This window comes from Tistrella bauzanensis (assembly GCF_014636235.1).
Classification (GTDB): domain Bacteria; phylum Pseudomonadota; class Alphaproteobacteria; order Tistrellales; family Tistrellaceae; genus Tistrella; species Tistrella bauzanensis.
In genome coordinates this window covers 18,698-39,305 of sequence record NZ_BMDZ01000016.1, presented here as the reverse complement: position 1 = coordinate 39,305, position 20,608 = coordinate 18,698, and the positions used below count along the sequence as shown (strand labels likewise).

At 66.8% G+C, this 20,608-nt stretch carries 22 protein-coding genes; 17 read left to right on the top strand and 5 right to left on the bottom strand.

Annotated features, from left to right (window positions below; translation table 11 throughout):
• The first annotated feature begins 2 nt into the window (after positions 1 to 2).
• Both IEW15_RS08890 and IEW15_RS08885 read left to right on the top strand, forming a co-directional pair.
• Positions 3 to 536 (top strand): acetyl-CoA carboxylase biotin carboxyl carrier protein subunit, encoded by a 534-nt coding sequence (locus IEW15_RS08890; protein WP_188576953.1) that lies wholly within the window; start codon positions 3 to 5, stop codon positions 534 to 536.
• A gap of 7 nt (positions 537 to 543) precedes the next feature.
• On the top strand, positions 544 to 2,151 hold the full coding sequence (locus IEW15_RS08885; protein ID WP_188576950.1) for an acyl-CoA carboxylase subunit beta: 1,608 nt from the start codon (positions 544 to 546) through the stop codon (positions 2,149 to 2,151).
• Between the two features lie 117 nt (positions 2,152 to 2,268).
• On the opposite strand, the gene IEW15_RS08880 is transcribed toward IEW15_RS08885, so the two are convergent.
• Entirely contained in the window at positions 2,269 to 2,628 is a 360-nt protein-coding gene (locus IEW15_RS08880) for a winged helix-turn-helix transcriptional regulator (RefSeq protein ID WP_188576948.1), read from the bottom strand.
• Between the two features lie 103 nt (positions 2,629 to 2,731).
• Between IEW15_RS08880 and IEW15_RS08875 the strand changes: the two genes are divergently transcribed.
• From IEW15_RS08875 to IEW15_RS08865, 3 genes are all read left to right on the top strand, one after another.
• On the top strand, positions 2,732 to 3,388 hold the full coding sequence (locus IEW15_RS08875) for an NADPH-dependent F420 reductase (protein ID WP_229707946.1): 657 nt from the start codon (positions 2,732 to 2,734) through the stop codon (positions 3,386 to 3,388).
• Complete coding sequence (locus IEW15_RS08870; RefSeq protein ID WP_188576946.1) at positions 3,385 to 4,380, top strand: zinc-binding dehydrogenase; 996 nt, start codon at positions 3,385 to 3,387, stop codon at positions 4,378 to 4,380. The genes IEW15_RS08875 and IEW15_RS08870 overlap by 4 nt, the downstream gene beginning before the upstream one ends.
• Positions 4,381 to 4,459: 79 nt before the next feature.
• Positions 4,460 to 5,416, top strand: a complete 957-nt coding sequence (locus IEW15_RS08865; protein ID WP_188576944.1) for an SDR family oxidoreductase — start codon at positions 4,460 to 4,462, stop codon at positions 5,414 to 5,416.
• Here IEW15_RS08865 and IEW15_RS08860 read toward each other — a convergent pair.
• Complete coding sequence (locus IEW15_RS08860; RefSeq protein WP_188576942.1) at positions 5,352 to 5,759, bottom strand: winged helix-turn-helix transcriptional regulator; 408 nt, start codon at positions 5,757 to 5,759, stop codon at positions 5,352 to 5,354. The two genes, IEW15_RS08865 and IEW15_RS08860, sit on opposite strands and share 65 nt — an antisense overlap.
• Positions 5,760 to 5,861: 102 nt before the next feature.
• Here IEW15_RS08860 and IEW15_RS08855 point away from each other — a divergent pair, with 102 nt between their 5' ends.
• From IEW15_RS08855 to IEW15_RS08840, 4 genes are all read left to right on the top strand, one after another.
• Positions 5,862 to 6,782 (top strand): NmrA/HSCARG family protein, encoded by a 921-nt coding sequence (locus IEW15_RS08855; RefSeq protein WP_188576940.1) that lies wholly within the window; start codon positions 5,862 to 5,864, stop codon positions 6,780 to 6,782.
• A 202-nt stretch (positions 6,783 to 6,984) separates the two neighbouring features.
• A complete protein-coding gene (locus tag IEW15_RS08850) occupies positions 6,985 to 8,613 on the top strand; it encodes a GMC family oxidoreductase (RefSeq protein ID WP_188576938.1) in 1,629 nt (542 codons plus the stop codon).
• A 101-nt stretch (positions 8,614 to 8,714) separates the two neighbouring features.
• Positions 8,715 to 9,008: a CopG family ribbon-helix-helix protein gene (locus IEW15_RS08845; protein WP_188576936.1), complete on the top strand. Its 294-nt coding sequence runs from the start codon at positions 8,715 to 8,717 to the stop codon at positions 9,006 to 9,008.
• The gene (locus IEW15_RS08840; RefSeq protein WP_188576934.1) at positions 9,008 to 9,283 is read left to right on the top strand and encodes a type II toxin-antitoxin system RelE/ParE family toxin; all 276 of its coding nucleotides are present in this window, start codon (positions 9,008 to 9,010) and stop codon (positions 9,281 to 9,283) included. Before IEW15_RS08845 ends, IEW15_RS08840 begins: the two co-directional genes overlap by 1 nt.
• Before the next feature lie 175 nt (positions 9,284 to 9,458).
• Here IEW15_RS08840 and IEW15_RS08835 read toward each other — a convergent pair whose 3' ends face one another.
• Positions 9,459 to 10,472, bottom strand: a complete 1,014-nt coding sequence (locus tag IEW15_RS08835; protein ID WP_188576932.1) for an aldose epimerase family protein — start codon at positions 10,470 to 10,472, stop codon at positions 9,459 to 9,461.
• 166 nt (positions 10,473 to 10,638) lie between these two features.
• Between IEW15_RS08835 and ytfQ the strand changes: the two genes are divergently transcribed.
• From ytfQ to ytfE, 8 genes are all read left to right on the top strand, one after another.
• Positions 10,639 to 11,604 carry a galactofuranose ABC transporter, galactofuranose-binding protein YtfQ gene (gene ytfQ / locus IEW15_RS08830; RefSeq protein WP_188576930.1) on the top strand — a complete coding sequence of 322 codons (966 nt, stop codon included), beginning with the start codon at positions 10,639 to 10,641 and terminating at the stop codon, positions 11,602 to 11,604.
• Positions 11,605 to 11,703: 99 nt separating this feature from the next.
• Positions 11,704 to 13,026, top strand: coding sequence for a sugar ABC transporter ATP-binding protein (locus tag IEW15_RS08825; protein WP_188577024.1), 1,323 nt, complete (start codon positions 11,704 to 11,706; stop codon positions 13,024 to 13,026).
• A complete protein-coding gene (locus IEW15_RS08820; RefSeq protein WP_188576928.1) occupies positions 13,023 to 14,096 on the top strand; it encodes an ABC transporter permease in 1,074 nt (357 codons plus the stop codon). Before IEW15_RS08825 ends, IEW15_RS08820 begins: the two co-directional genes overlap by 4 nt.
• The gene (yjfF, locus tag IEW15_RS08815; protein WP_188576927.1) at positions 14,093 to 15,094 is read left to right on the top strand and encodes a galactofuranose ABC transporter, permease protein YjfF; all 1,002 of its coding nucleotides are present in this window, start codon (positions 14,093 to 14,095) and stop codon (positions 15,092 to 15,094) included. Before IEW15_RS08820 ends, yjfF begins: the two co-directional genes overlap by 4 nt.
• The gene (locus IEW15_RS08810) at positions 15,091 to 15,855 is read left to right on the top strand and encodes a FadR/GntR family transcriptional regulator (RefSeq protein WP_188576924.1); all 765 of its coding nucleotides are present in this window, start codon (positions 15,091 to 15,093) and stop codon (positions 15,853 to 15,855) included. The genes yjfF and IEW15_RS08810 overlap by 4 nt, the downstream gene beginning before the upstream one ends.
• Positions 15,852 to 16,835 carry a 2-dehydro-3-deoxygalactonokinase gene (locus IEW15_RS08805; RefSeq protein ID WP_188576922.1) on the top strand — a complete coding sequence of 328 codons (984 nt, stop codon included), beginning with the start codon at positions 15,852 to 15,854 and terminating at the stop codon, positions 16,833 to 16,835. Before IEW15_RS08810 ends, IEW15_RS08805 begins: the two co-directional genes overlap by 4 nt.
• An 82-nt stretch (positions 16,836 to 16,917) precedes the next feature.
• The gene (locus tag IEW15_RS08800) at positions 16,918 to 17,826 is read left to right on the top strand and encodes an SMP-30/gluconolactonase/LRE family protein (protein WP_188576920.1); all 909 of its coding nucleotides are present in this window, start codon (positions 16,918 to 16,920) and stop codon (positions 17,824 to 17,826) included.
• Positions 17,827 to 17,884: 58 nt separating this feature from the next.
• Positions 17,885 to 18,577: an iron-sulfur cluster repair protein YtfE gene (gene ytfE, locus IEW15_RS08795; RefSeq protein ID WP_188576918.1), complete on the top strand. Its 693-nt coding sequence runs from the start codon at positions 17,885 to 17,887 to the stop codon at positions 18,575 to 18,577.
• Positions 18,578 to 18,603: 26 nt separating this feature from the next.
• On the opposite strand, the gene ubiV is transcribed toward ytfE, so the two are convergent.
• Together ubiV and ubiU are read right to left on the bottom strand one after the other, a co-directional pair.
• The gene (gene ubiV / locus IEW15_RS08790; RefSeq protein ID WP_188576916.1) at positions 18,604 to 19,539 is read right to left on the bottom strand and encodes a ubiquinone anaerobic biosynthesis protein UbiV; all 936 of its coding nucleotides are present in this window, start codon (positions 19,537 to 19,539) and stop codon (positions 18,604 to 18,606) included.
• A gap of 14 nt (positions 19,540 to 19,553) precedes the next feature.
• Entirely contained in the window at positions 19,554 to 20,564 is a 1,011-nt protein-coding gene (gene ubiU / locus IEW15_RS08785; RefSeq protein WP_188577023.1) for a ubiquinone anaerobic biosynthesis protein UbiU, read from the bottom strand.
• Between the last annotated feature and the right edge of the window lie 44 nt (positions 20,565 to 20,608).

Sequence of the window (20,608 nt, the reverse complement as noted above, 5' to 3'; positions counted from 1 at the left end):
CCATGGAATTTCATCTGTCGATCGACGGCCGGGATGTCCGCCTGGACATCGCCGCCCGCCGCCCGGTGCTGCGCCTTGCCGTCGACGGTGTGGTGCACGAGATATCCGGACCAGATGCGACCGGACCTGACACAGCCGGGCCGCGCGGCTCGGGCCGCTTCGCCATCACCATCGATGGCCGGGTGCATCATGGCTGGCGTCATGTCGCGGGCGATGACGTGTTCCTGCGCATCGATGGCCGCACCCATCACGTGACCGTCGATGACGGGCGCGGTGATGCGGCGGGTGCGGGCGCCGGCGGCGACGATCTGTGCGCCGAGATGCCGGGCATCGTGGTGGCGGTGCATTGCGCTGCCGGCGATGTGGTGGCGCGGGGCGACGCGCTGCTGACCATCGAGAGCATGAAGCTTCAGACGACGATCATTGCCCCGCGTGACGGTGCCATCGCCCGGCTGCACGCGCCGGCCGACACCGCGTTCGGCCGTGGCGACGTGCTGGTGTCGCTGGCACCGGCCGATACCCTGTGCGAAGGATGACCCGGCGATGAGCTTCATCAGATCCGCGATCGACGGCCAGTCGGAGGAATTCCGCCGGCGCTATGCCCGCAACCGCGCCCTGGTGGCCGAGCTGCGCGAACGCCAGCGCGCCGCGCGCCACGACCGGCCGGAGGCCGATATCCGCAGGCTTGAACGCCAGGGCAAGATGCTGCCGCGCGAGCGGCTGGAACGCCTGCTCGACCCCGGCACCCCGTTCCTGGAATTGTCGACGCTGGCGGCCGGCCTTGCCTATGACGGCGAGGCGCCGGGGGCCAGCAGCATCACCGGCATCGGGGTCATTTCCGGCCGCGAGGTGATGATCCATGCCGATGACAGTTCCATCAAGGGCGGCGCCTGGTATCCGCTGACCATCAAGAAGATCGTCCGCGCGCTGGATATCGCGATCGAGAACCGCCTGCCGGTGGTGCATCTCTGCGACAGCGCCGGCGGCTTCCTGCCCCGCCAGTCCGAGCTGTTCCCCGACAAGCACATGGCCGGCCGCATCTTCCGCAATCAGGCGATCCTCAGCCGGATGGGCGTCAAGCAGCTTGCGATTGTGTTCGGACATTGCACCGCCGGCGGCGCCTATGTGCCGGCCTTGAGCGATTACAACGTCATCGTCCGGGGCACGGGCGCGGTGTTCCTGGCCGGTCCGCCGCTGGTGAAGGCGGCCACCGGCGAGGTGGTGGGGGTGGAGGATCTGGGCGGCTGCGACCTGCACACCCGCACCAGCGGCACCTGCGACTATCCGGCGGCGACCGAGACCGAGGCGATCGCCATCGGCCGCGAGATCGTGGCGCAATGGGACCGGCCGCGGAAATGGATCGCGCCGGTCGACGCGCCGGAAGCCCCGGCTTATGACCCCGACGAGCTGTACGGCATTCTGCCCGACGACATCAAGAAGGGCTTCGACATGCGCGAGGTGATCGCGCGGATGGTCGATGGCAGCCGGTTCCACGAATACCAGCCGGCCTATGGCACCACCCTGGTCGCGGGCTTCGCCAATCTGTGGGGCTATCGGGTCGGCATCCTGGCCAATAACGGCGTGCTGTTCAATGACAGCACCCTGAAGGCGGCCCATTTCATGGAATTGTGCAATCAGAACGACACGCCGCTGCTGTTTCTTCAGAACATCACCGGCTATATGGTCGGGCGCGACTATGAGGCTGCCGGCATCACCAAGGATGGTGCCAAGATGATCATGGCGCAGAGTTGCAGCCATGTGCCCAAGCTGACCGTCATGTGCAACGCGTCCTTCGGCGCCGGCAATTACGGCATGTGCGGCCGGGCCTATGATGCCCGCTTCCTGTTCTCGTGGCCCGGCCATCAGATCGGGGTGATGGGCGGCGATCAGGCCGGCCGGACCCTGGCGGATGTGAAGGCGCGGCAGATGGCCCGCAATGGTGCCGCACCCGACCCGGCGCTGCTCGACGCGGTCCGCGCCGCCACCCAGCGCGATTACGAGGCGCAGACCTCGTCGTGGCATTCGACGTCCGAGATCTGGGATGACGGCATGCTCGACCCGGTCGACACCCGCAATGCCCTTGGCATCGCCCTGGCCGCGGCGGCACAGGCGCCGATGGATCGGCAGGGCTATGGCGTGTTCCGCTTCTGACCGGCGGCGCCATCGCGCCGGATCGGGGTGGCGCACAACATAACTCTAAAAAAAACTGTTGGTTTATCGAGCATCTCAACCCGACCAGGTGGAATCATCGGGTCGGGTTGAGATGTTCTAAGCCTCCTTCGCTGCGCATTGTCGTTTCTGAACGATCATCGCGACCTCGGCGTTGTGATGGGTGCCCCATTCGCAGAGCGGTGCCAGAACCTGGGCCAGGCTTCGACCAAAGTCGGTCAGTTCGTATTCGACATGCGGTGGCACCCTCTGGAAATCAATGCGGCGGATGACGCCATCATCCGCCAGCTCCTTGAGGTGCTGGATCAGCATTTTTTCGCTCACATTGGTAACGAGCCTACGGAGCTGGCCGGTGCGCTTGGACCCGCCGGCCAGATGATAAATGATAAGCGGCTTCCACTTGCCGCCAAGGATGGCCAGAACCGCTTCCAGGCCGCACCGGAAATTCGTCGTGGTCATTTTGATCTCCTAATTCAGACACTTACTAAATAGTCAGTACTGGAACGAAAGTCTGCCCTGTCTTAACTGGATCGGACGACGATGTCGACGCGCAAGACGGTCGATGATCGCCGAGACAACGCTGCGGGATGCAGATTTGCAGGAGACATCCATGACGTTCGGATTCATCGGCGCAGGCGTGGTCGCGCAGACGATTGCCCGCCATGTACTGCCATTCGGCCACGAGGTCTTGCTCAGCAACAGCCGCGGGCCTGACACGCTGGCCGATGTCGTCGGCAGCCTTGGCCAGGGTGCGACCGCCGGCACCCCGCAACAGGCTGCCGATCAGGACGTTGTCGTTTTGAGTGTCGACTGGGCCAATGTCCCGAAGGCGCTCGCGTCGATCCCGGACTGGTCGGACCGTATTCTGATCGACGCCACCAACCGGATCGACCGCAACAATCCTCGCGATCTCGGCGACCTCTCAGGGCCCACATCCAGCGAGATCGTTGCCGATCAGGCGGTGGGCGCCAAGGTGGTCAAGGCGTTCAACACCATCCCGATGCAGTGGATCGATGATGCATCGCCCGATAAACCAAAAACCGTCCTCTTCATTTCCGGTGACGATGCCGGGGCGAAGACTGCGCTGGGCGACGTGCTTGAGCAGGTCGGCTTTGCCGTCGTCGATCTCGGTACACTCGCGATCGGTGGCAGGCAGCAGCAGATCGGTGGTCCCTTGGCGGGTCTCAACCTGACCCTGGTTGATCGGTTCGTGCTGTGAAGGCGCTCGCATACCAGACGGCGCATGCTCTCGACGCCTTCGGGATCGAGGAGCGGGACGTCGCCGAACCGACGCTGCGCGATGCAGATCTTATGGTCGACATCCGTGCCGTCGGCGTCAATCCCGGCGAGGCTTATATCAGGAGCGTGCGTAGCGCCGAACCAGACGGTCGCGTCGTTCTGGGCTGGGAATTCGCCGGGGTGGTGATCCAGGTCGGTTCGGCGGCAAAGGGTTTCGCGGTCGGCGACCGCGTGATGGGCACCGGCGACGTTACCCGCGATGGCTGCTGGGGCGAACGCCTTGCCGTCGATCATCGTGTCGCAGCCAGAATCCCCGATCGGCTGTCTGTCATCGATGCCGCCTCTTTGCCCATCGGTGGCCTGACGGCATGGGAGGCGATGTTCCGCGATCGCGATACGCTGCCGGCCGGGGTTGACCGTGTGCTCGTCGTCGGCGGCGCCGGCGGTGTGGGCTCCATGGCGATCCAGTTGCTGAAAGCCAGGACAGGCGCGTTCGTCATCGCGACCGCCTCCCGTCCGGAATCGACGGCGTGGTGCACGGTGATGGGGGCCGACCTGGTCGTCGATCACAGCCGGGACGTGATCGCTCAGCTCGGCGCCGCCGGCATAGACCAGGTCGACATGGTGCTTTCGACCGCAGGCACCGCAGGAAACCTGAGCTGGATCGCCAGGCTGCTGCGGCCCTTCGGGCATCTGTCGGCGGTGGACATCGCACCGCCCTTCGACGCAAGTCCGATCGTGTCGAAATCCATATCCGTTCACACCGAAATGGTCTTCGCGAAGGTGATCAGCGGCTTCAATCCGGCCAGTCAGGGCGAAATCCTCGCTGAGATCGCCGATCGCGTCGTCTCGGGTGGGCTGCGCCCGATCGTGACGACCCGGCTCGACGGCCTGACCGCCCGGAACATGAAAACGGCGCACGACATGCTCGAAAGCCGACGAACGATCGGAAAGATCGTGATCGTCGCCTGACCGGTCATCGTCCGCCCGCAATGAACAAGGGGCGCGGCACAACGGCGCCGCGCCACCCCATAAACCGAAAGGGACATCCATGACCCGGATCCTCGTCACCGGCGCAACCGGCAACATTGGCCGCATGACCCTCCAACATCTTCTGAAGCGCCTGCCTGCCAGCGATCTTGCGGGCCTTGCCCGCGATCCGGCCAAGGCGGCAGATCTTTCCGGCGAGGGGATTGAGATCCGCCAGGGCGACTACCTTGATTATGAGGGGCTGGTGCGCGCCTTCCAGGGTATCGAGAAGGTCATGCTTGTGTCCGCCACGGCTTTTACCGATCGCAATACCCAGCATCAGAATGTCATTGGCGCGGCAAAGCAGGCGGGCGTCAGGCACATCGTCTATATGCCGATCATCCACAAGGCGGGTTCCGCCTTTCATTTGCCGCAGGTCACCGACGAAGACCGCTTCGTCGAGGAACGGTTGAAGGCCTCAGGCCTGATCTACACGCTGGTCTGTCATCCGCCATTTCTTGAGACGGTCGTCTCTTATATCGGTGGCAATCCCCTGGTGACGGGTGTCGTTGCGCCGGCCGGGGCGGGCAAGGCGGGCTATGCCCTCCGTGATGAGCTGGCAGAAGCGCATGCCGTTGTGCTGAGCGAAGCCGGACATGAGAACAAGGCCTACGCGCTGTATGGCGGTCCGGCCGTATCCTTCGCGGATGTTGCACGGATTCTGTCGGACATCAGCGGCAAGCCGGTGCCGTTCAATGCCGTCTCGGATCAGGACTACATCGCCCACCTCATGGCAGCGGGGCTGCCCGAGCCGGCTGCCGGCTTCGTGCTGGCATGGGCACATGGCATCAACGCTGGCGAGTGGGACGGCCGGACCGGCGACCTGGAGACACTCCTCGGTCGCAAGCCGACAACGCCGACCGCGTTCCTGCGAGCCAGCTATGCTGTACCCCAGCTTGATACCGAAACCTGGTCTAGTCGCTTCCAGCCGCATCAAACCGCTGACGGGCCTGCTCAATGGCCCGCCAGTTGTCTCTGATCCAACCGGTAAATCCTTCAAGCGCCGGTAGCATCGTTTTGCCCATCGGCGTCAGTTCGTAGGCGACGCGTGGCGGAACCTCGGCAAAGTAATGGCGTGTCACCAGTCCATCGCGCTCCAGGTTGCGGAGCGTGAGGGTGAGCATGCGCTGTGAAATGCTCGGGATCCCGTTCTTGATCTCGGAGAACCGCAGCGCCCTGGCAGGCTCCAGCGCGAGGATGCTCATCACGAGAATCGTCCATTTGTCGCCAAGCCTCGCGAGAACGCCGTTTGGCGCGCAGGGCGTGAGGACCGGCCCCTTCTTCGTCTCGATGTATGGCCGACCGTGGATCGACTTTTCCATGAGGCACCTCTTTGTAACCGGCACACAAAAATGTGCCGTCTTGCGCGGTTTTTATAGCAGTGCCATTTCGTAACCTTCAATGGTTACGAAAAGGAACGGACGATGATGGACGAAAAATCGGTGCTCGTGTTCGGCGCCACGGGGCAGCAGGGAGGAGCGGTTGCGCGGGCGCTCCGGAGCGCCGGATGGCATGTCAGGGCGCTTGTCCGGGAGCCCGCTGGCGAGACGGCAAAGGCGCTTGAGGCCATCGGCGTTGCGTTGCACAAGGGCGACTTTTCGGATGTCGCGTCCATCGACGCGGCGATGTCGGGCGCGTATGGCGTCTTCAGCGTTCAGCCCAGTTCGGGACAAGGTGCTGCGTATGGCATCACCGACGCAGAGGAGGTCCGCTACGGCAAGACCGTTGCCGACATGGCCGCGAAGCATCGTGTCCGGCATCTCGTCTACACCTCCGGTGGCGCTGCGGGCAAAGGCGAAACCGGTCTGGGCCATTTCGACAGCAAGACGGAAATCGAAGGGCATATTCGTGGTCTGCCCATCCGTAGCACGATCGTGCGGCCGGCAGCCTTCATGGAAATGCTGATGCTGCCGGGCATGGGCCTGGACCAGGGAACGTTCAGCTTCTTCATGCGGCCCGATCAATCCATGCAGTTCATCGCGGCCGATGACATCGGAAAGATCGTCGCCTTGATTTTTGCCGATCCGGAGCGCTTTGCGGGCCGGACCATCGAGATTGCCGGAGACGAGGTCACCGGACGCGGCATTCAGGAGGTGCTCAGCCGAGCTGCAGGCAGGACGATCACATATAATCGTTTCCCGGACAGTCTCCTTGAGCAGGATGCATTCCTTGGACGGTTGGCAGCGCTCGTCGATGACGGCCGATGCGCCGGGGCGGCGGATATTGACGCTCTCCGCAGGGATTTCGGCACGCTGACCACCCTTGATGCGTGGCTCTCCGGTCGCGGAAAGCGGCTTTTTGACGCTGCATTGCAGGCGCAGGATGCGCCCGTGGCCCTTCGCTGAGCCTCTCGATCGCGGAGGTCGACGCCTGCGTACCGGCGTCCGCGACCTCACGATCAGAGCATTAGCCCGTCCTCTTGCACAAACACCTGACTGGAAAACCGGGCGGTTCGGGGCTATCCATGAAGGCGGAGAGAAACGCCGCCGTCATAATGCCCCAACAACCCCAAGCGTGCGGCTGGCCGCACCCGGTCGGGAAGAAACGATGACACGCACGACGCCCGCCTTCGACACCATCATCGTCGGCGCCGGCACCGCCGGTTGCCTGCTCGCCAACCGGTTGAGCGCCGACCCGAACCGCCGGGTGCTGCTGATCGAGGCGGGCGGCAAGGACGATTACATCTGGATCCATGTGCCGGTCGGCTATCTGTACTGTATCGGCAATCCGCGCACCGACTGGTGCTTCATGACCGAACCCGAGCCGGGGCTGAACGGCCGGGTGCTGCGCTATCCGCGCGGCAAGACCCTCGGCGGCTGTTCCAGCATCAACGGCATGATCTATATGCGCGGTCAGGCCCGCGACTATCGCCAGTGGTCGGAAATCACCGGCGAGGACGACTGGGACTGGGATCAGGTGCTGCCGTTCTTCAAGCGCCATGAGGATCATCACAAAGGCGGCGACGATGCCCATGCCGCCGGCGGCGAATGGCGGGTGGAACGCCAGCGTCTGCGCTGGGACATCCTGGACGCCTGGGCGGCGGCGGCCGAACAGGCCGGGCTGCCCGCGACCACCGATTTCAACCGTGGTGATAATGAGGGTGTCGGGTATTTCGAGGTCAACCAGAAGAATGGCTGGCGCTGGAATGCCGCCAAGGCCTTTCTGCGGCCGGCGATGGTGCGGCCGAACCTCACCGTCTGGACCAAGACCCAGGTCGCGCGGCTGATCACCACCCCCGATGATGACGGCCTGATGCGTTGCACCGGTGTCGAGGTGGTGCGCAATGGCGAGCGGATGCAGGCATTGGCTCGCCAGGAGGTGGTGTTGAGCGCCGGCGCCGTCGGCTCGCCGCAGATCATGCAGGTGTCGGGCATCGGTCCGGCCGGTCTGCTGGCCCGCCACGGCATCGAGGTCCGCCACGATCTGCCCGGCGTCGGCGCCAATCTTCAGGATCATCTTCAGATCCGCGCGGTCTATAAGGTCAAGGGCACGCGGACCCTGAACCGGCTGGCAAGCAATCTGGTCGGCAAGGCCACGATCGGGCTGGAATATGCCCTGCGCCGCACCGGGCCGATGAGCATGGCGCCCTCGCAGCTCGGCGCTTTCACCCGCAGTTCGGCCGAAAAGAATGCCGCCAACATCCAGTTCCACGTGCAGCCGCTCAGCCTGGATGCCTTCGGCGAGCCGCTGCACAGCTTCGATGCCTTCACCGCCAGCGTCTGCAACCTGAACCCGACCAGCCGGGGCACGATCAGCATCCGCAGCCCCAATTTCGAGGACGCGCCGCTGATCGCGCCCAATTACCTCAGCACCGAGGAGGACCGCAAGGTGGCGGCGGATTCGCTGCGCGTCACCCGCCGGATCTGCGGTCAGAAGGCGCTGGAGAAGTTCCAGCCCGAGGAATGGAAGCCCGGCCCGCAATACGAAACCGACGAACAACTGGCCAAGCTGGCCGGCGACATCGCCTCGACCATCTTTCACCCGGTCGGCACCACCCGCATGGGCCGCGCCGACGACCCGGATGCCGTGCTCGACCCGCATTTCCGGGTGCGCGGCATGCGCGGCCTCAGGGTGGTGGATGCCGGCGCCATGCCCACCATCACCAGCGGCAACACCAATTCCCCCACCTTGATGATGGCGGAGAAGGCGGCGGCCTGGATTCTGGCCGGCGTGTGACCGCCTTGGGCCGTCCGGTCGGTCGGCAGCTTGAACTGGTCATCTTTAATCACTATGATTGGAGATGACCAGATGGCTCTGACCGAAAGGTGACCTCCGCGATGGCACAGACCGGAACCCGGGTGCTGACCGCCCATGTGCCGCTGCCCCTGGCCGACAGGGTCGACCAGATGGCCGAACGGCTGGAGCGGTCGCGTGGCTGGATCGTGAAGCAGGCGCTGTCGGCCTGGCTGGCGCAGGAAGAAGAGCGTGACCGCCTGACCCGCGAGGCGCTGGCCGATGTCGATGCCGGCCGGGTGATCGACCATCAGGCCGTGCAGGCCTGGGCCGACAGTCTTGGCAGTGATACGCCCGTCGATACGCCCAATGATACGCCGCTGCCGCGCCCGCGCTGATGGATCTGAAATGGACCGGCAAGGCGCTGTCCGATCTGGCGCGCCTGCACGACTTTCTGGCCCCGGCAAACCCGCCGGCGGCGGCACGGGCGGTGCAGGCCCTGGCCCATGCCCCGACCATCCTTCTGACCAATCCCCGTCTTGGCGAGCAGCTCTTCGGCTTCGAGCCGCGCGAGGTCCGGCGCCTGCTCGTCGGGTCATACGAACTGCGCTATGAAATCCAGGCCAGCACGATCTATGTGCTCCGGCTGTGGCACAGCCGGGAGGATCGCTAGGTCGTCCGCGGCCGCAAGCGGCAACAATTATCGGGCTTTGACAGGGAAGGCGCCACCCGGCGGCGGGGGCCCAAGGGTGGACGGCGGTGCATCACCATCCGCATGTCCTGCCAGGCCCCCTGCCAGCCAGCGGCCGGGTTTTTTGCCAGCATGAAACAGCTTGATCATTCTGGCATTAAATCAAGGGTGGACCCGAAAAGTCCCAGACGATGTCGTGGCGATAGGCCATGCCCGGCCGGAGTAGGGTGGAGGGGAAATCCGGGCGGTTGGGGCTGTTCGGGAAGGCCTGGGATTCCAGGGCGACCCCGCCATGGTGACGCAGCGGCCTGTCGGCGCCGGCGAGTCCGGCATGGAAATGATCGGCGGTATAGACCTGAAGCCCCGGTTCGGTGGTGAACAGGGTCATCGCCCGGCCGGAGCCCGGATCGCTGAGCCGGGCCACGGCCTGCAGTGGTCCGCGGCCTGCGATGCGGCAGAAATTGTGATCGACGGATTGATCGAGCCGGCGCGGCGCCCGGAAATCGAACCGGGTGCCGGCGACCGGTTGCGGCGCGCCCACCGGCAACAGCGCCTCGTCGACGGCCAGATAATGCGCGGCCGCGATGGCGAGGTCATGGCCGGCGATGGTGCCGCCGCCGGCAAGGTTCCAATAGACATGCTGGCTGAGGTTCACCACCGTCGGCGCATCGGTGACCGCGGCGATTTCCAGGCTCAGCCGCATGCCCGCCAGCCGATACACCGCCTCGACCGCCAGCCGCCCCGGAAAGCCCTGATCGCCGGCGGCCGACTCCAGACGGAAGCAGATGCCACCGGGCAGAGCGCCACCCCGCCAGCGCCGTTGTCCGAAGCCCTCGGGGCCGCCATGCAGGCTGGTGGTGCCTTCATTCGCCGCCAGCACGACCATATGGCCATCGATCGGGCAGCGGGCGCCGGCGATGCGGTTGGCATAGCGGCCGCAGATGGTGCCGGCATGGATGTCGACCCCATGCATGTCGACCCTGTCGCCCGCGATCACCGGGTCATGGCCGCGTGTGCCATGAACCATATCGACCCGGCCACCCTGGCGGTCGGGCATGGTCAGCGAGATCAGCCGGGCGCCGCCCTCGGCGATCACGGCCCTGAGGCCGCCATCGCCGCTATCGAGCATGAAGCGTCGTTCGGGCCGCTCTATCCTGGTGTCGGTCGTCATGGCGTCGCCTTGAGAAAAAATTCCTGACCCGCAGTTTAGGGCTTTCGAAAAGTACTATGATAGACATAATCGTCTGAACACCAATCGGACCGCACCTGTGCAACCCTGAAGAAACGGGCAGGGCGACGGGGAGACGGGCCGGATCATCCCAGGGGGGAAACAGACGATGTCGACGCTGACACGGTTGGCGGTGCTCGCGGTTGCGGGACTGTCGGCGATTTCGGCCGCCCAGGCGGCCGATCTGACGGTGGGCTTCTCGCAGATCGGATCGGAATCCGGCTGGCGCGCGGCCGAGACCACGGTAACCAAATCCGAGGCGGGGGCCCGGGGCATCACGCTGAAGATCGCCGATGCCCAGCAGAAACAGGAAAACCAGATCAAGGCGATCCGGTCGTTCGTGGCGCAAGGGGTGGACGCGATCTTCGTGGCGCCGGTCGTGGCCACCGGTTGGGACACGGTGCTGAGCGAGGCCAAGGACGCCGAGATTCCGGTGGTGCTGCTCGACCGCAGCATCGAGACCGCCAATCCCGATCTGTATCTGACCGCCGTCACCTCCGACACGGTCCATGAGGGGCGGGTGGCCGGTGAATGGCTGGCAAAGACGGTGGGCGACCGCGACTGCCCGATCGTGGAATTGCAGGGCACGGTGGGGTCGAGCCCGGCGATCAACCGCAAGAAGGGCTTCGACGAGGTGGTCGCGGCCCATGACAACCTCAAGCTCATCCGCAGCCAGACCGGCGATTTCACCCGCGCCAAGGGCAAGGAGGTGATGGAAAGCTTCCTGAAGGCCGAAGGCGGCGGCAAATCGATCTGCGCCCTCTATGCCCATAACGACGACATGGCGGTGGGTGCCATCCAGGCGATCAAGGAAGCGGGGCTGAAGCCCGGCCAGGACATTCTGGTGGTGTCGATCGATGCGGTGCCCGACATCTTCAAGGCGATGATGGATGGCGAGGCGAATGCCACGGTGGAACTGACCCCGAACATGGCCGGCCCGGCCTTCGATGCCATCCTGGCCTATAAGGACAAGGGCACCGTGCCGCCGAAATGGATCCAGACGGACTCGAAGCTCTATACCCAGGCGGACGATCCGGCGGCGGTCTATAAGAGCAAGCAGGGCCTCGGCTACTGATCCGACGGCTGTCGCCAGCTTCACCCTGCCCGGCACCGCGCACGTCACCCGGCGCGGTGCCGGTTTCCGCCGCAGGAGACCTCCGCGATCATGGTTCCCATGCCCGATGCCGCCCATGCGGCACTGTCCGCTGCTGGCGTGCCCGCTGCAGGCGTGCCCGTCGCTGGCGCCCTGTTGCAGGTCAGCGGCCTGAGCAAATCCTTTCCCGGCCAGAAGGCGCTGGACGGGATCGATTTCACCCTGCATGCCGGCCAGGTGCATGCGCTGCTGGGCGAGAACGGCGCCGGCAAATCGACCCTGATCAAGATCCTGACCGGGGTGCACCGCGCCGATGCCGGCGATATCCACCTGAACGGCCGGCGCATCGCGCCGCGCGACACCGCCGACGCCCAGGCCCAGGGCATCGGCACGGTGTATCAGGAGGTCAATCTTCTGCCCAATCTGACGGTGGCTGAAAACCTGTATCTGGGCCGCCAGCCGCGCCGCTTCGGGATGGTCGATCACCGCCGGATGCGGGCCGATGCCCGGCGGCTGCTGGCGCGCTATGGCCTCGACATCGATCCGGGCAGCCTGTTGTCGGACCAGTCGGTGGCGGTGCAGCAGATCGTGGCCATCGCGCGGGCGGTCGACTTGTCGGGCAAGGTGCTGATCCTGGACGAGCCCACCGCCAGCCTCGACCGGGCCGAAGTGGCGATGCTGTTCGATGTGGTGCGCGGCCTGCGCGATCAGGGGCTGGGCATCATCTTCATCACCCATTTTCTGGATCAGGTCTTCGCGCTGGCCGATCAGGTGACGGTGCTGCGCAATGGCCGGCTGACCATCGATGGCCGGCCGGCGCGGATCGGCGGCCCGCGCGATGCCGTGGCCCTGCGCTTCGGCTTCTGCCCCGAAGACCGCAAGACCGACGGCATCGTCGGCGACCTGTCGGTGCGCGAGAACATCATCCTGGCGCTTCAGGCGCGGCGCGGCTGGCTGAAGCCGATACCGCCGACGGCGATGGTGGCGTTGGCAGACCGGTTCGTCGCGGCCCTCGACATCCGCACCAGCGATATCGAAACGCCGGTCAAGCTGCTTTCCGGCGGCAATCAGCAGAAGGTGCTGCTGGCGCGCTGGTTGGCGACCAGCCCGCGCCTGCTGATCCTGGACGAGCCCACCCGCGGCATCGATGTCGGCGCCCATGCCGAGATCATCCGGCTGATCCACCGGTTATGCGCCGACGGCATGGCGCTGGTGGTCATCTCGTCGGAACTGGACGAGATCGTGGCCTATGCGTCGCGCGTGGTGGTGCTGCGCGACCGCCGCCATGTCGGCGAGATCCGTGGCACGGCGCTCTCCGCCGATGCGATCATGCGGGTGATCGCCGATGTGCCGGCGGCCGGCCATCCGCTTGTGTCGGCGCCGGTTCCGGAGACCGCATCATGATCGCGCGTGCGATGCGCAAGCCCGCCGGGCTGCCGCAACTGGCGACGCTGGCGGCGATCCTGTTCGCCAACTGGCTGGCCTTTCCCGGCTTTTTCGATCTGACCATCCAGGATGGCCGGCTGTATGGCAGCCTGATCGACGTGCTGAACCGGGGCGCGCCGGTGGCGATCCTGGCGATCGGCATGACCCTGGTGATCGCGTCGGGCGGCATTGACCTGTCGGTGGGGGCGGTGATGGCGCTGGCCGGCGCGGTGGCGGCCGTGCTGATCGATGCCGGCCACCCGTTATGGCTGGTGCTGGCCGGCGCGCTCGCCGCCGGGCTGGTCTGCGGGCTGTGGAACGGCATTCTGGTGGCGGTGCTCGATATCCAGCCGATCGTGGCGACCCTGATCCTGATGGTGGCCGGGCGCGGCATCGCCCAGCTGGTGACCGAGGGCACCATCGCCACCTTTGTCGATGAAGGGCTGATCTTCATCGGCAGCGGATCGGTGCTGGGCCTGCCGATGCCGGTTGCGATCACCGCCGGGCTGGCGCTGATCGCCATCCTGCTGGTGCGGCGCACGGCCCTTGGCCTGTTCATCGAGGCGATCGGCATCAACCGCCGCGCCAGCCTGCATGCCGGTATCGGCAGCCGGCTGGTGATCGTCTCGGTCTATATGGCCTCGGGCTTCTGTGCTGCGGTGGCGGGTGTGATCATCGCCGCCGATATCCGCGGTGCCGATGCCAACAATGCCGGATTGTGGCTGGAGCTGGATGCCATTCTGGCGGTGGTGATCGGCGGCACCTCGCTGCTGGGCGGGCGGTTCTCGGTGCTGATGTCGCTGCTGGGCGCGCTGATCATCCAGGCGATGAACACCGGCATTCTGATGTCGGGCTATCCGCCGGAATTCAACTTCATCTTCAAGGCGGCGATCATCGTGGTCATCCTGGTGATGCAGTCGCCGCTGGCCGCGCGGCTGGGCCGGCGCTGGCTGGGTGGCCGCAGCCGCCCCGGCAGTGCCGCCCGGCCCGATACCGCAGCCCGCCCGGGTGCCGCGGCCCGTGCCGAAAGCCAGGAGGTCCGGCCATGAACACCCGTTTTCTGCCGCTGCTGGCGACGCTCGCGATCTTCGTGGTGGCCTATGCCGCCTGCATCGCGCAGTTTCCCAGCATGGCCTCGACCCGCGTGGTCGGCAACCTGCTGACCGACAATGCTTTTCTGGGCATCGCCGCCATCGGCATGACCTTCGTGATCCTGTCGGGCGGCATCGATCTGTCGGTGGGATCGGTGATCGCCTTCACCGGCGTGCTGCTGGCGGTGCTGATCGGTCAGGCCGGCATCCATCCGCTGCTGGCCTTCGCGATCGCGCTGGGCGTGGCCACCGCCTTCGGCGCGGCGATGGGGCTGATGATCCATTATCTTGAGATGCCGCCCTTCATCGTCACCCTGGCCGGGATGTTCCTGGCGCGCGGTGCCGCCTTCGTCATGACCACCGACTCGCTGCCGATCGGCCATGGCTTCTATGCCGCCCTGCAGGGGATCTATTGGCGCATGCCGGGCGGCGGACGGCTGACGGTGATCGCGGGTGCCATGATCCTGGTCACCCTGGCCGGCATCGTCATCGCCCATCGCACCCGGTTCGGCGCCAATGTCTATGCCCTGGGCGGCAACCGGGTGTCGGCGGCGCTGATGGGGGTGCCGGTGGCGGCCACCACGGTCAGGGTCTATGCGCTGTCGGGGCTCACGGCGGGGCTTGCCGGCATCGTGTTCTCGCTCTACACCTCGGCCGGCTATCCGCTGGCGGCGGTGGGCGTGGAGCTGGATGCGATCGCGGCGGTGGTCATCGGCGGCACCCTGCTGTCGGGCGGCGCCGGCTTTGTGGCCGGCACCTTCGTCGGCGTGCTGATGCAGGGGCTGATCCAGACCTATATCGTGTTCGACGGCACGCTGTCGAGCTGGTGGACCAAGATCGTGATCGGCGGCCTGCTGTTCGCCTTCATCGCCCTGCAACGCGGCCTGCTCTGGCTGTCGGACCGGCGCACGGCGATGTCGTCGGATATGCGGGGCAACAGCGGAGCAGGGGCATGACCGGCAGTCTCGTCATCGGCAATGGCCGTCTGGTCGGCAGCATCTCGGGGCGCGGGCGGTCGCGGACCAATCATGCCCATGTCGTGCAGGAACTGGGGCTCGGCATCGTCGAGGGCCATTTCGCCCCCGGCAGCATCCTGCCCGGCGATGCCGATCTGATGGCACGTTTCGGGGTGTCGCGCACGGTGCTGCGTGAGGCGCTGAAGACCCTGGAGGCCAAGGGGCTGGTTCAGCCCAAGGCGCGGATCGGCACCCGGGTGATGCCGGCCAGCCACTGGAACCTGTTCGACCCCGATACCCTGTCCTGGCATTTCCAATGCGGGCTGAACCGCGGTTTCCTGGCCAGTCTGGCCGAAATCCGCCTGGCGCTGGAACCGGAAGCGGCGGCACTGGCGGCATTGCGGCGGTCGCCAGAGGATGTGGCCGATCTGTACCGGCTGGCGGCGGCGATGAACGATCCGGCCAATACCGGCAGCAGCTTTGCCAATCACGATCTGGAATTTCATCTGGTCGTTGCCCGCGCCTCGGGCAATCCGTTCATGCGCTCGATCAGCGCGCTGATCGAGGCGGCATTGTCGGCGGCGCTGAACATCTCGTCGCCGGCGGACGATCCGGCCAAGATCGCGATTTCGGCCGCCGATCATCGCGCGATCGCCGCCCGGATCGAGGCCGGCGATGCCGATGGCGCCCGTGCCGCGATGCGCCGGGTGATCATGGTCGGCGCCGATCGGGTGGCCGGTGCCTTCGGGGTGGCGCCATGACCGGCGGCGGCGGGTTGGCGGATCTGGCCTGGATCGGCTGCGACTGGGGCGGGTCCAGCCTGCGGGTTTTCGCGGTTGCGGCCGATGGCCGGGTGCTGGCCGTGCGGCGCAGCGATGATGGCGCCGGCGGTCTGGCGCCCGACGGGTTCGAGCCGGCCTTGATGGCGCTGGTGGCGGACTGGCTGCCCGATGCGCCGCCCGCGGCCATCCGTGTGCTGATCTGCGGCATGGCCGGGTCGCGGACCGGCTGGCGGGAGGCTGCCTATTGCGATCCGGATGTGCCGCTGACCCGCCTTGCCGCTGCCGCCGTGGCAGCCCCGGCGCTGGACCGGCGCATCCGGCCGCTGATCCTGCCCGGCTATGCCCGCGGCGATCCGCCGGATGTGATGCGGGGCGAGGAAACCCAGCTTCTGGGGCTGATCGGCACCGAGCCGGGCTTCGCCGGGCTGGTCTGCCTGCCCGGCACCCATTCGAAATGGGCGCGGATCGCCGATGACCGGCTGACCGCCTCGGCCACCATGATGACCGGCGAGATCTTCGCGCTGCTGGCCCGGCAATCGATCCTGCGCCAGTCGCTGCGGCCGGCGGCGGTGCTGGTCGACGAGGCCGGCTTCCGCGCGGCGGTGCGCCAGGCCATGGCCGATCCGGCCGCAGTGCTGCCGGCGATGTTTGCCCTGCGCGCGGCCGATCTGACCGGTGGTGGTGCCGATCCGGCCGGAGGCGACGAGGGGCGCGCCGATCCGGAGCGTGCGGCCGACCGGCTGTCGGGCCTGCTGATCGGGCTGGAGCTGGCGGCGCTACCCCGGACCGGCTGGCGGGCGGGAGAGGCGGTGGTGGTGATCGGCGCGCCGGCGCTGGCCGGGCGCTATGCGGTGGCGCTGGATGCCTGCGGCATTCCCGCCCGGCAGGTGTCGGGAGAGACACTGGTGATCGCGGGGCTTCGTGCCGCCCATGCCCAGATGATCGCGGCCGGGTCATGATCGCACGCGGTGCCGGTCCAACAGTGATCCGCCGCATGGTGCGGTGATCGCACATGATGTGGTGTATGAAGGAGGCGTGACCATGACGGCGTCGGACACGGCGATGATGGCATTGCTGGTCGATTGTGGCTGCGAACTTGGCGAGGCGCCGCTCTGGCATCCGTTGCGCGGCGAATTGCTGTTCGTCGACATCGCGGGCCGTGCTCTGCATGCGGTGGCGGGCGATGGCAGCCGGGGCCGGCGCTGGGATTTCGATGTCCCGGTCTCGGCGCTGGGCTGGATCGACCACGACCGGATCATGGTGGCGACCGCCCTGGGCTTCGTCGAGATCGACCTTGGGACCGACCGGCGCACCGTGCATGCGGCGCTTGAGGCCTGCAACCCGCGCACCCGGTCGAATGACGGCCGGGTCGATCCGTTTGGCGGATTCTGGGTCGGCACCATGGGTCTTGCCGGAGAGCGGGATATGGGCGCGCTCTATCGTCTGAGCGGGCGCGACATCACCACCCTGCGCCGGCCGATGTCGATCCCCAATGCCTGCTGTTTCACCGGCGATGGCCGCATCGGCTATAGCGGCGACAGCCTGACCGGCATCATCCATCGCTGGCCGATCGACCCGGCGACGGGCCTGCCCGCGGGCGCGCCCGAGGTGTTCGTCGACCTGTCCGGCGCCGGGGCGGCGCCCGACGGAGCGGTGGTCGATGCCGAGGATCATGTCTGGTGCGCGCTGTGGGATGGCGGGCGGGTGGTCCGCTATCGCCCCGATGGCACGCAAGAGCGGTCGATCGCGCTGCCGGTGTCGCGGCCGACCTGCCCGGCCTTTGGCGGCCCCGATCTGAAGACGCTGTATGTCACCTCGGCCTGGCAGGGCTTCACGCCGGCACAGCGCGCGGCCGAACCCCTGGCCGGCGGCGTGTTCGCCGTCCGCGTCGACACCCCCGGCCTGCCCGAGCCGGCCTTCCGGATGACGGGCACAATGTCGCATTCTTAAAAAGGTATTTCAGATATATCTTCTGGTCATCATGAGCCCCGCATCCGGAGGACATCCGATGACCAGCCAGTGCCAGCCCGCCGCCGCCGCGCCGTTCCGTGACCGCGCGCTTGGCGAGATCGCCGCCACCCTGCCCGGTGCCACGGCGGTATTCCGCCATCACCGGCTCGATTTCTGCTGCGGTGGCGACGTGCCGCTGGATCAGGCGGCCGCCCGTCGCGGTGTCGACCCGGCGGTGATCGAAGCGGCGCTGGATGCGCTGGAACCCGACGAGGTCAACGCCGCCGATCTGCCGACCGACGCGCTGATCGATCACATCCTGGTCTGCTATCACGAAGCTCACCGCCGCGACCTGCCCGAACTGATCCTGCTGGCGCGGAAGGTGGAGGCGGTGCATGCGGCCAATCCGGCGGTGCCGGCGGGGCTGGCCGATCTGCTGCGTGAGATGGCCGGCGTGCTGGAAATGCACATGAAGAAAGAGGAGCTGATCCTGTTTCCGGCGATGCGCCACAACCCGCAGGCGCTGGTCGCGCAGCCGATCCGCCAGATGCGTCACGAACATGACGATCATGGCGAGGCCCTGCGGCAGATCGAGGCGATCACCGGAGGGTTGGTGCTGCCCCAGGGCGCCTGCCGGTCATGGCAGGCGCTGTATCTGGGCCTGGGCCATCTGATGGGCGAGTTGATGGAGCACATCCATCTTGAAAACAACGTGCTGTTTCCGCGCTTCGAGCGTGATGCGGCGTTCTGAGCGGCATGGCGCGGGCATCTCCTGACCTATTCCGCCCGGGGGTGCCACGCCATGCCGGCGCCGCCGGCCAGGAAACCATTGATCGGCGGCATCTCTCCCAGCAGGGGCCGGATTGATGCCGCCGCGTCAGACCCGGCCATACGGCCGTCGATCACCGCGCGATAAATGCCGGCCACCGCGACCATGTCCACACTGTGGGGTGACAGCCGGAAGCCGGTGACGCCGGCTGTGCGCAGGTCGTCGATCCAGCCCGACAATTCCAGGCAGCCATGGGACAGGGTTTGAAGGCCGTTCACCGCCAGGAATGGCTGGCCATCCACCGTGTCGACCGGCATGCCGTCGGGATCCTGGCCGCAGACATAGCGACAGCCATCCTTGTGCAGACCATGGGCGCGGGCATGGTAGCAGCGTGCCGAGATGGCGAGCGGCGCCCGCCCGAAGACCTGAACCTCGATCGCGACCGCGCCACGCGCGGCGGCCAGGGCGGCGATGCCGGCCATCGGCAGTTCCGCGGGCAGGCACACCCTGACGGCACCCAGGGCGGCAAGGCAGGCCAGACTGGCGGGATTGTAGACATTGACATGCGGCCCCACCACATGCGGCCGGCCGGAAAGGCCATGGATCGCCGACATGTCGTTGGCCTCGATCAGCCAGTCGTCACTTGCGGTGAGGTCGCGGACCAGTGCCGTCTCCCGCGCGCCCTGAACCAGCGCCAGGGTGGAGATCACCACCTGTTTGCCGGCGCGGCGCAGGCGGTCGATGATCGCCGGCAGATGCGGGTCGATGAACGGCATCCGCTTGGCGCAGACCACCTCGCCCAGATGAACCACATCGATATCGGTCTCGTCGGCGATGCGGGCATAGAGGTCGTGGAGGGTGGCCGGGGGGCGATTGAACAGCATCGGCCCCAGCACCAGCCGGGCCGGGGGCGGCGTCGTGACGGTCGTCGCGGTCGTGCTCATGGGTATTCCGATCGTCATTGCCAGCCCCGACGATAGGCGCCGGCGGTGCCGCTGCCGCCCTCGCTCATGGCGGCGAGCGTGCCGGCGGTCGCCGGTTCGTCACGTCCGGCCTGATCCAGCGCCCGCCGGAAGGCGGCGACCACGGCCTCGACATAGGCGCGGCCGCGCTGGCGACCCTCGATCTTGATCGCCCTGACCCCGGCGGCGGCAAGCTCGGGCAGCATCGCCTCGACGTTCAGGCTGACAGGATCTTCAAACAGATAGACGCCATCCCGGCGCGGCCCGGATGCCGTGCCCGGCGTGGCGCCGCGCGGGGTGAACCGGCCCTTGCACAGGGTCGGATAGCCGACCGGCTCGCCTGGGGCAAAGCGGTCGACGGTCACGGCGCCAAGCCGTGCCAGGGTGGCGTCGCCATCCGGCTGATAGCGGATGTGGGCTGCGGGCGAGCAGGCGCCGGTGGTGTTGGGGCTTTCGCCGGTGACATAGGACGACAGCGCGCAGCGCCCTTCCGCCATCACGCACATGCCCCCGAAGGCGAAGACCTCGGTCTCGACCGTGATGCGGTGGTTCAGTGCCGCGATGTCGGCCAGCGACAGCACCCGTGGCAGCACCACCCGGCGCACGCCGAAATGCCGCTGATAGAAGGCGATCGCATCCTCGTTCGAGGCCGAGGCCTGCACCGACAGATGCAGCCGCAGATCGGGGTGGCGGTCGCGGGCATGGCCCAGCAGGCCGATATCGGCCAGGATCACCGCATCGACGCCAAGCGATGCCGCATCGTCCACCGCCTGACGCCACAGATGTTCCCGGCCGGCCTGGGGATAGGTGTTGCAGGCCAGATAGACGCCGGCGCCGCGGGCATGGGCATGGGCGATGCCGGCGGCCAGTTCATCGCGGGAGAAATTCAGCCCCGGAAAATTGCGGGCATTGGTGGCGTCACGGAAGCCGCAATAGACCACGTCGGCGCCGGCGGCAATGGCTGTGCGCAGGGCCGCCGGCGTGCCGGCGGGGGCCACCAGTTCCATGATGCCGCGGGCCGTGCGATCCTGGCGATCCGGGCGGCTCCGGT

What these genes read in the sequence shown, in the direction of transcription:
- IEW15_RS08890 (WP_188576953.1), top strand. Translation starts at nt 3, where the DNA reads ATGGAATTTCATCTGTCGATCGACGGCCGGGATGTCCGCCTGGACATC.
- IEW15_RS08885 (WP_188576950.1), top strand. Translation starts at nt 544, where the DNA reads ATGAGCTTCATCAGATCCGCGATCGACGGCCAGTCGGAGGAATTCCGC.
- IEW15_RS08880 (WP_188576948.1), bottom strand. Translation starts at nt 2,628, where the DNA reads ATGACCACGACGAATTTCCGGTGCGGCCTGGAAGCGGTTCTGGCCATC.
- IEW15_RS08875 (WP_229707946.1), top strand. Translation starts at nt 2,732, where the DNA reads ATGATCGCCGAGACAACGCTGCGGGATGCAGATTTGCAGGAGACATCC.
- IEW15_RS08865 (WP_188576944.1), top strand. Translation starts at nt 4,460, where the DNA reads ATGACCCGGATCCTCGTCACCGGCGCAACCGGCAACATTGGCCGCATG.
- IEW15_RS08860 (WP_188576942.1), bottom strand. Translation starts at nt 5,759, where the DNA reads ATGGAAAAGTCGATCCACGGTCGGCCATACATCGAGACGAAGAAGGGG.
- IEW15_RS08855 (WP_188576940.1), top strand. Translation starts at nt 5,862, where the DNA reads ATGATGGACGAAAAATCGGTGCTCGTGTTCGGCGCCACGGGGCAGCAG.
- IEW15_RS08850 (WP_188576938.1), top strand. Translation starts at nt 6,985, where the DNA reads ATGACACGCACGACGCCCGCCTTCGACACCATCATCGTCGGCGCCGGC.
- IEW15_RS08845 (WP_188576936.1), top strand. Translation starts at nt 8,715, where the DNA reads ATGGCACAGACCGGAACCCGGGTGCTGACCGCCCATGTGCCGCTGCCC.
- IEW15_RS08840 (WP_188576934.1), top strand. Translation starts at nt 9,008, where the DNA reads ATGGATCTGAAATGGACCGGCAAGGCGCTGTCCGATCTGGCGCGCCTG.
- IEW15_RS08835 (WP_188576932.1), bottom strand. Translation starts at nt 10,472, where the DNA reads ATGACGACCGACACCAGGATAGAGCGGCCCGAACGACGCTTCATGCTC.
- ytfQ (WP_188576930.1), top strand. Translation starts at nt 10,639, where the DNA reads ATGTCGACGCTGACACGGTTGGCGGTGCTCGCGGTTGCGGGACTGTCG.
- IEW15_RS08825 (WP_188577024.1), top strand. Translation starts at nt 11,704, where the DNA reads ATGCCCGATGCCGCCCATGCGGCACTGTCCGCTGCTGGCGTGCCCGCT.
- IEW15_RS08820 (WP_188576928.1), top strand. Translation starts at nt 13,023, where the DNA reads ATGATCGCGCGTGCGATGCGCAAGCCCGCCGGGCTGCCGCAACTGGCG.
- yjfF (WP_188576927.1), top strand. Translation starts at nt 14,093, where the DNA reads ATGAACACCCGTTTTCTGCCGCTGCTGGCGACGCTCGCGATCTTCGTG.
- IEW15_RS08810 (WP_188576924.1), top strand. Translation starts at nt 15,091, where the DNA reads ATGACCGGCAGTCTCGTCATCGGCAATGGCCGTCTGGTCGGCAGCATC.
- IEW15_RS08805 (WP_188576922.1), top strand. Translation starts at nt 15,852, where the DNA reads ATGACCGGCGGCGGCGGGTTGGCGGATCTGGCCTGGATCGGCTGCGAC.
- IEW15_RS08800 (WP_188576920.1), top strand. Translation starts at nt 16,918, where the DNA reads ATGACGGCGTCGGACACGGCGATGATGGCATTGCTGGTCGATTGTGGC.
- ytfE (WP_188576918.1), top strand. Translation starts at nt 17,885, where the DNA reads ATGACCAGCCAGTGCCAGCCCGCCGCCGCCGCGCCGTTCCGTGACCGC.
- ubiV (WP_188576916.1), bottom strand. Translation starts at nt 19,539, where the DNA reads ATGAGCACGACCGCGACGACCGTCACGACGCCGCCCCCGGCCCGGCTG.
- ubiU (WP_188577023.1), bottom strand. Translation starts at nt 20,564, where the DNA reads ATGGAACTGGTGGCCCCCGCCGGCACGCCGGCGGCCCTGCGCACAGCC.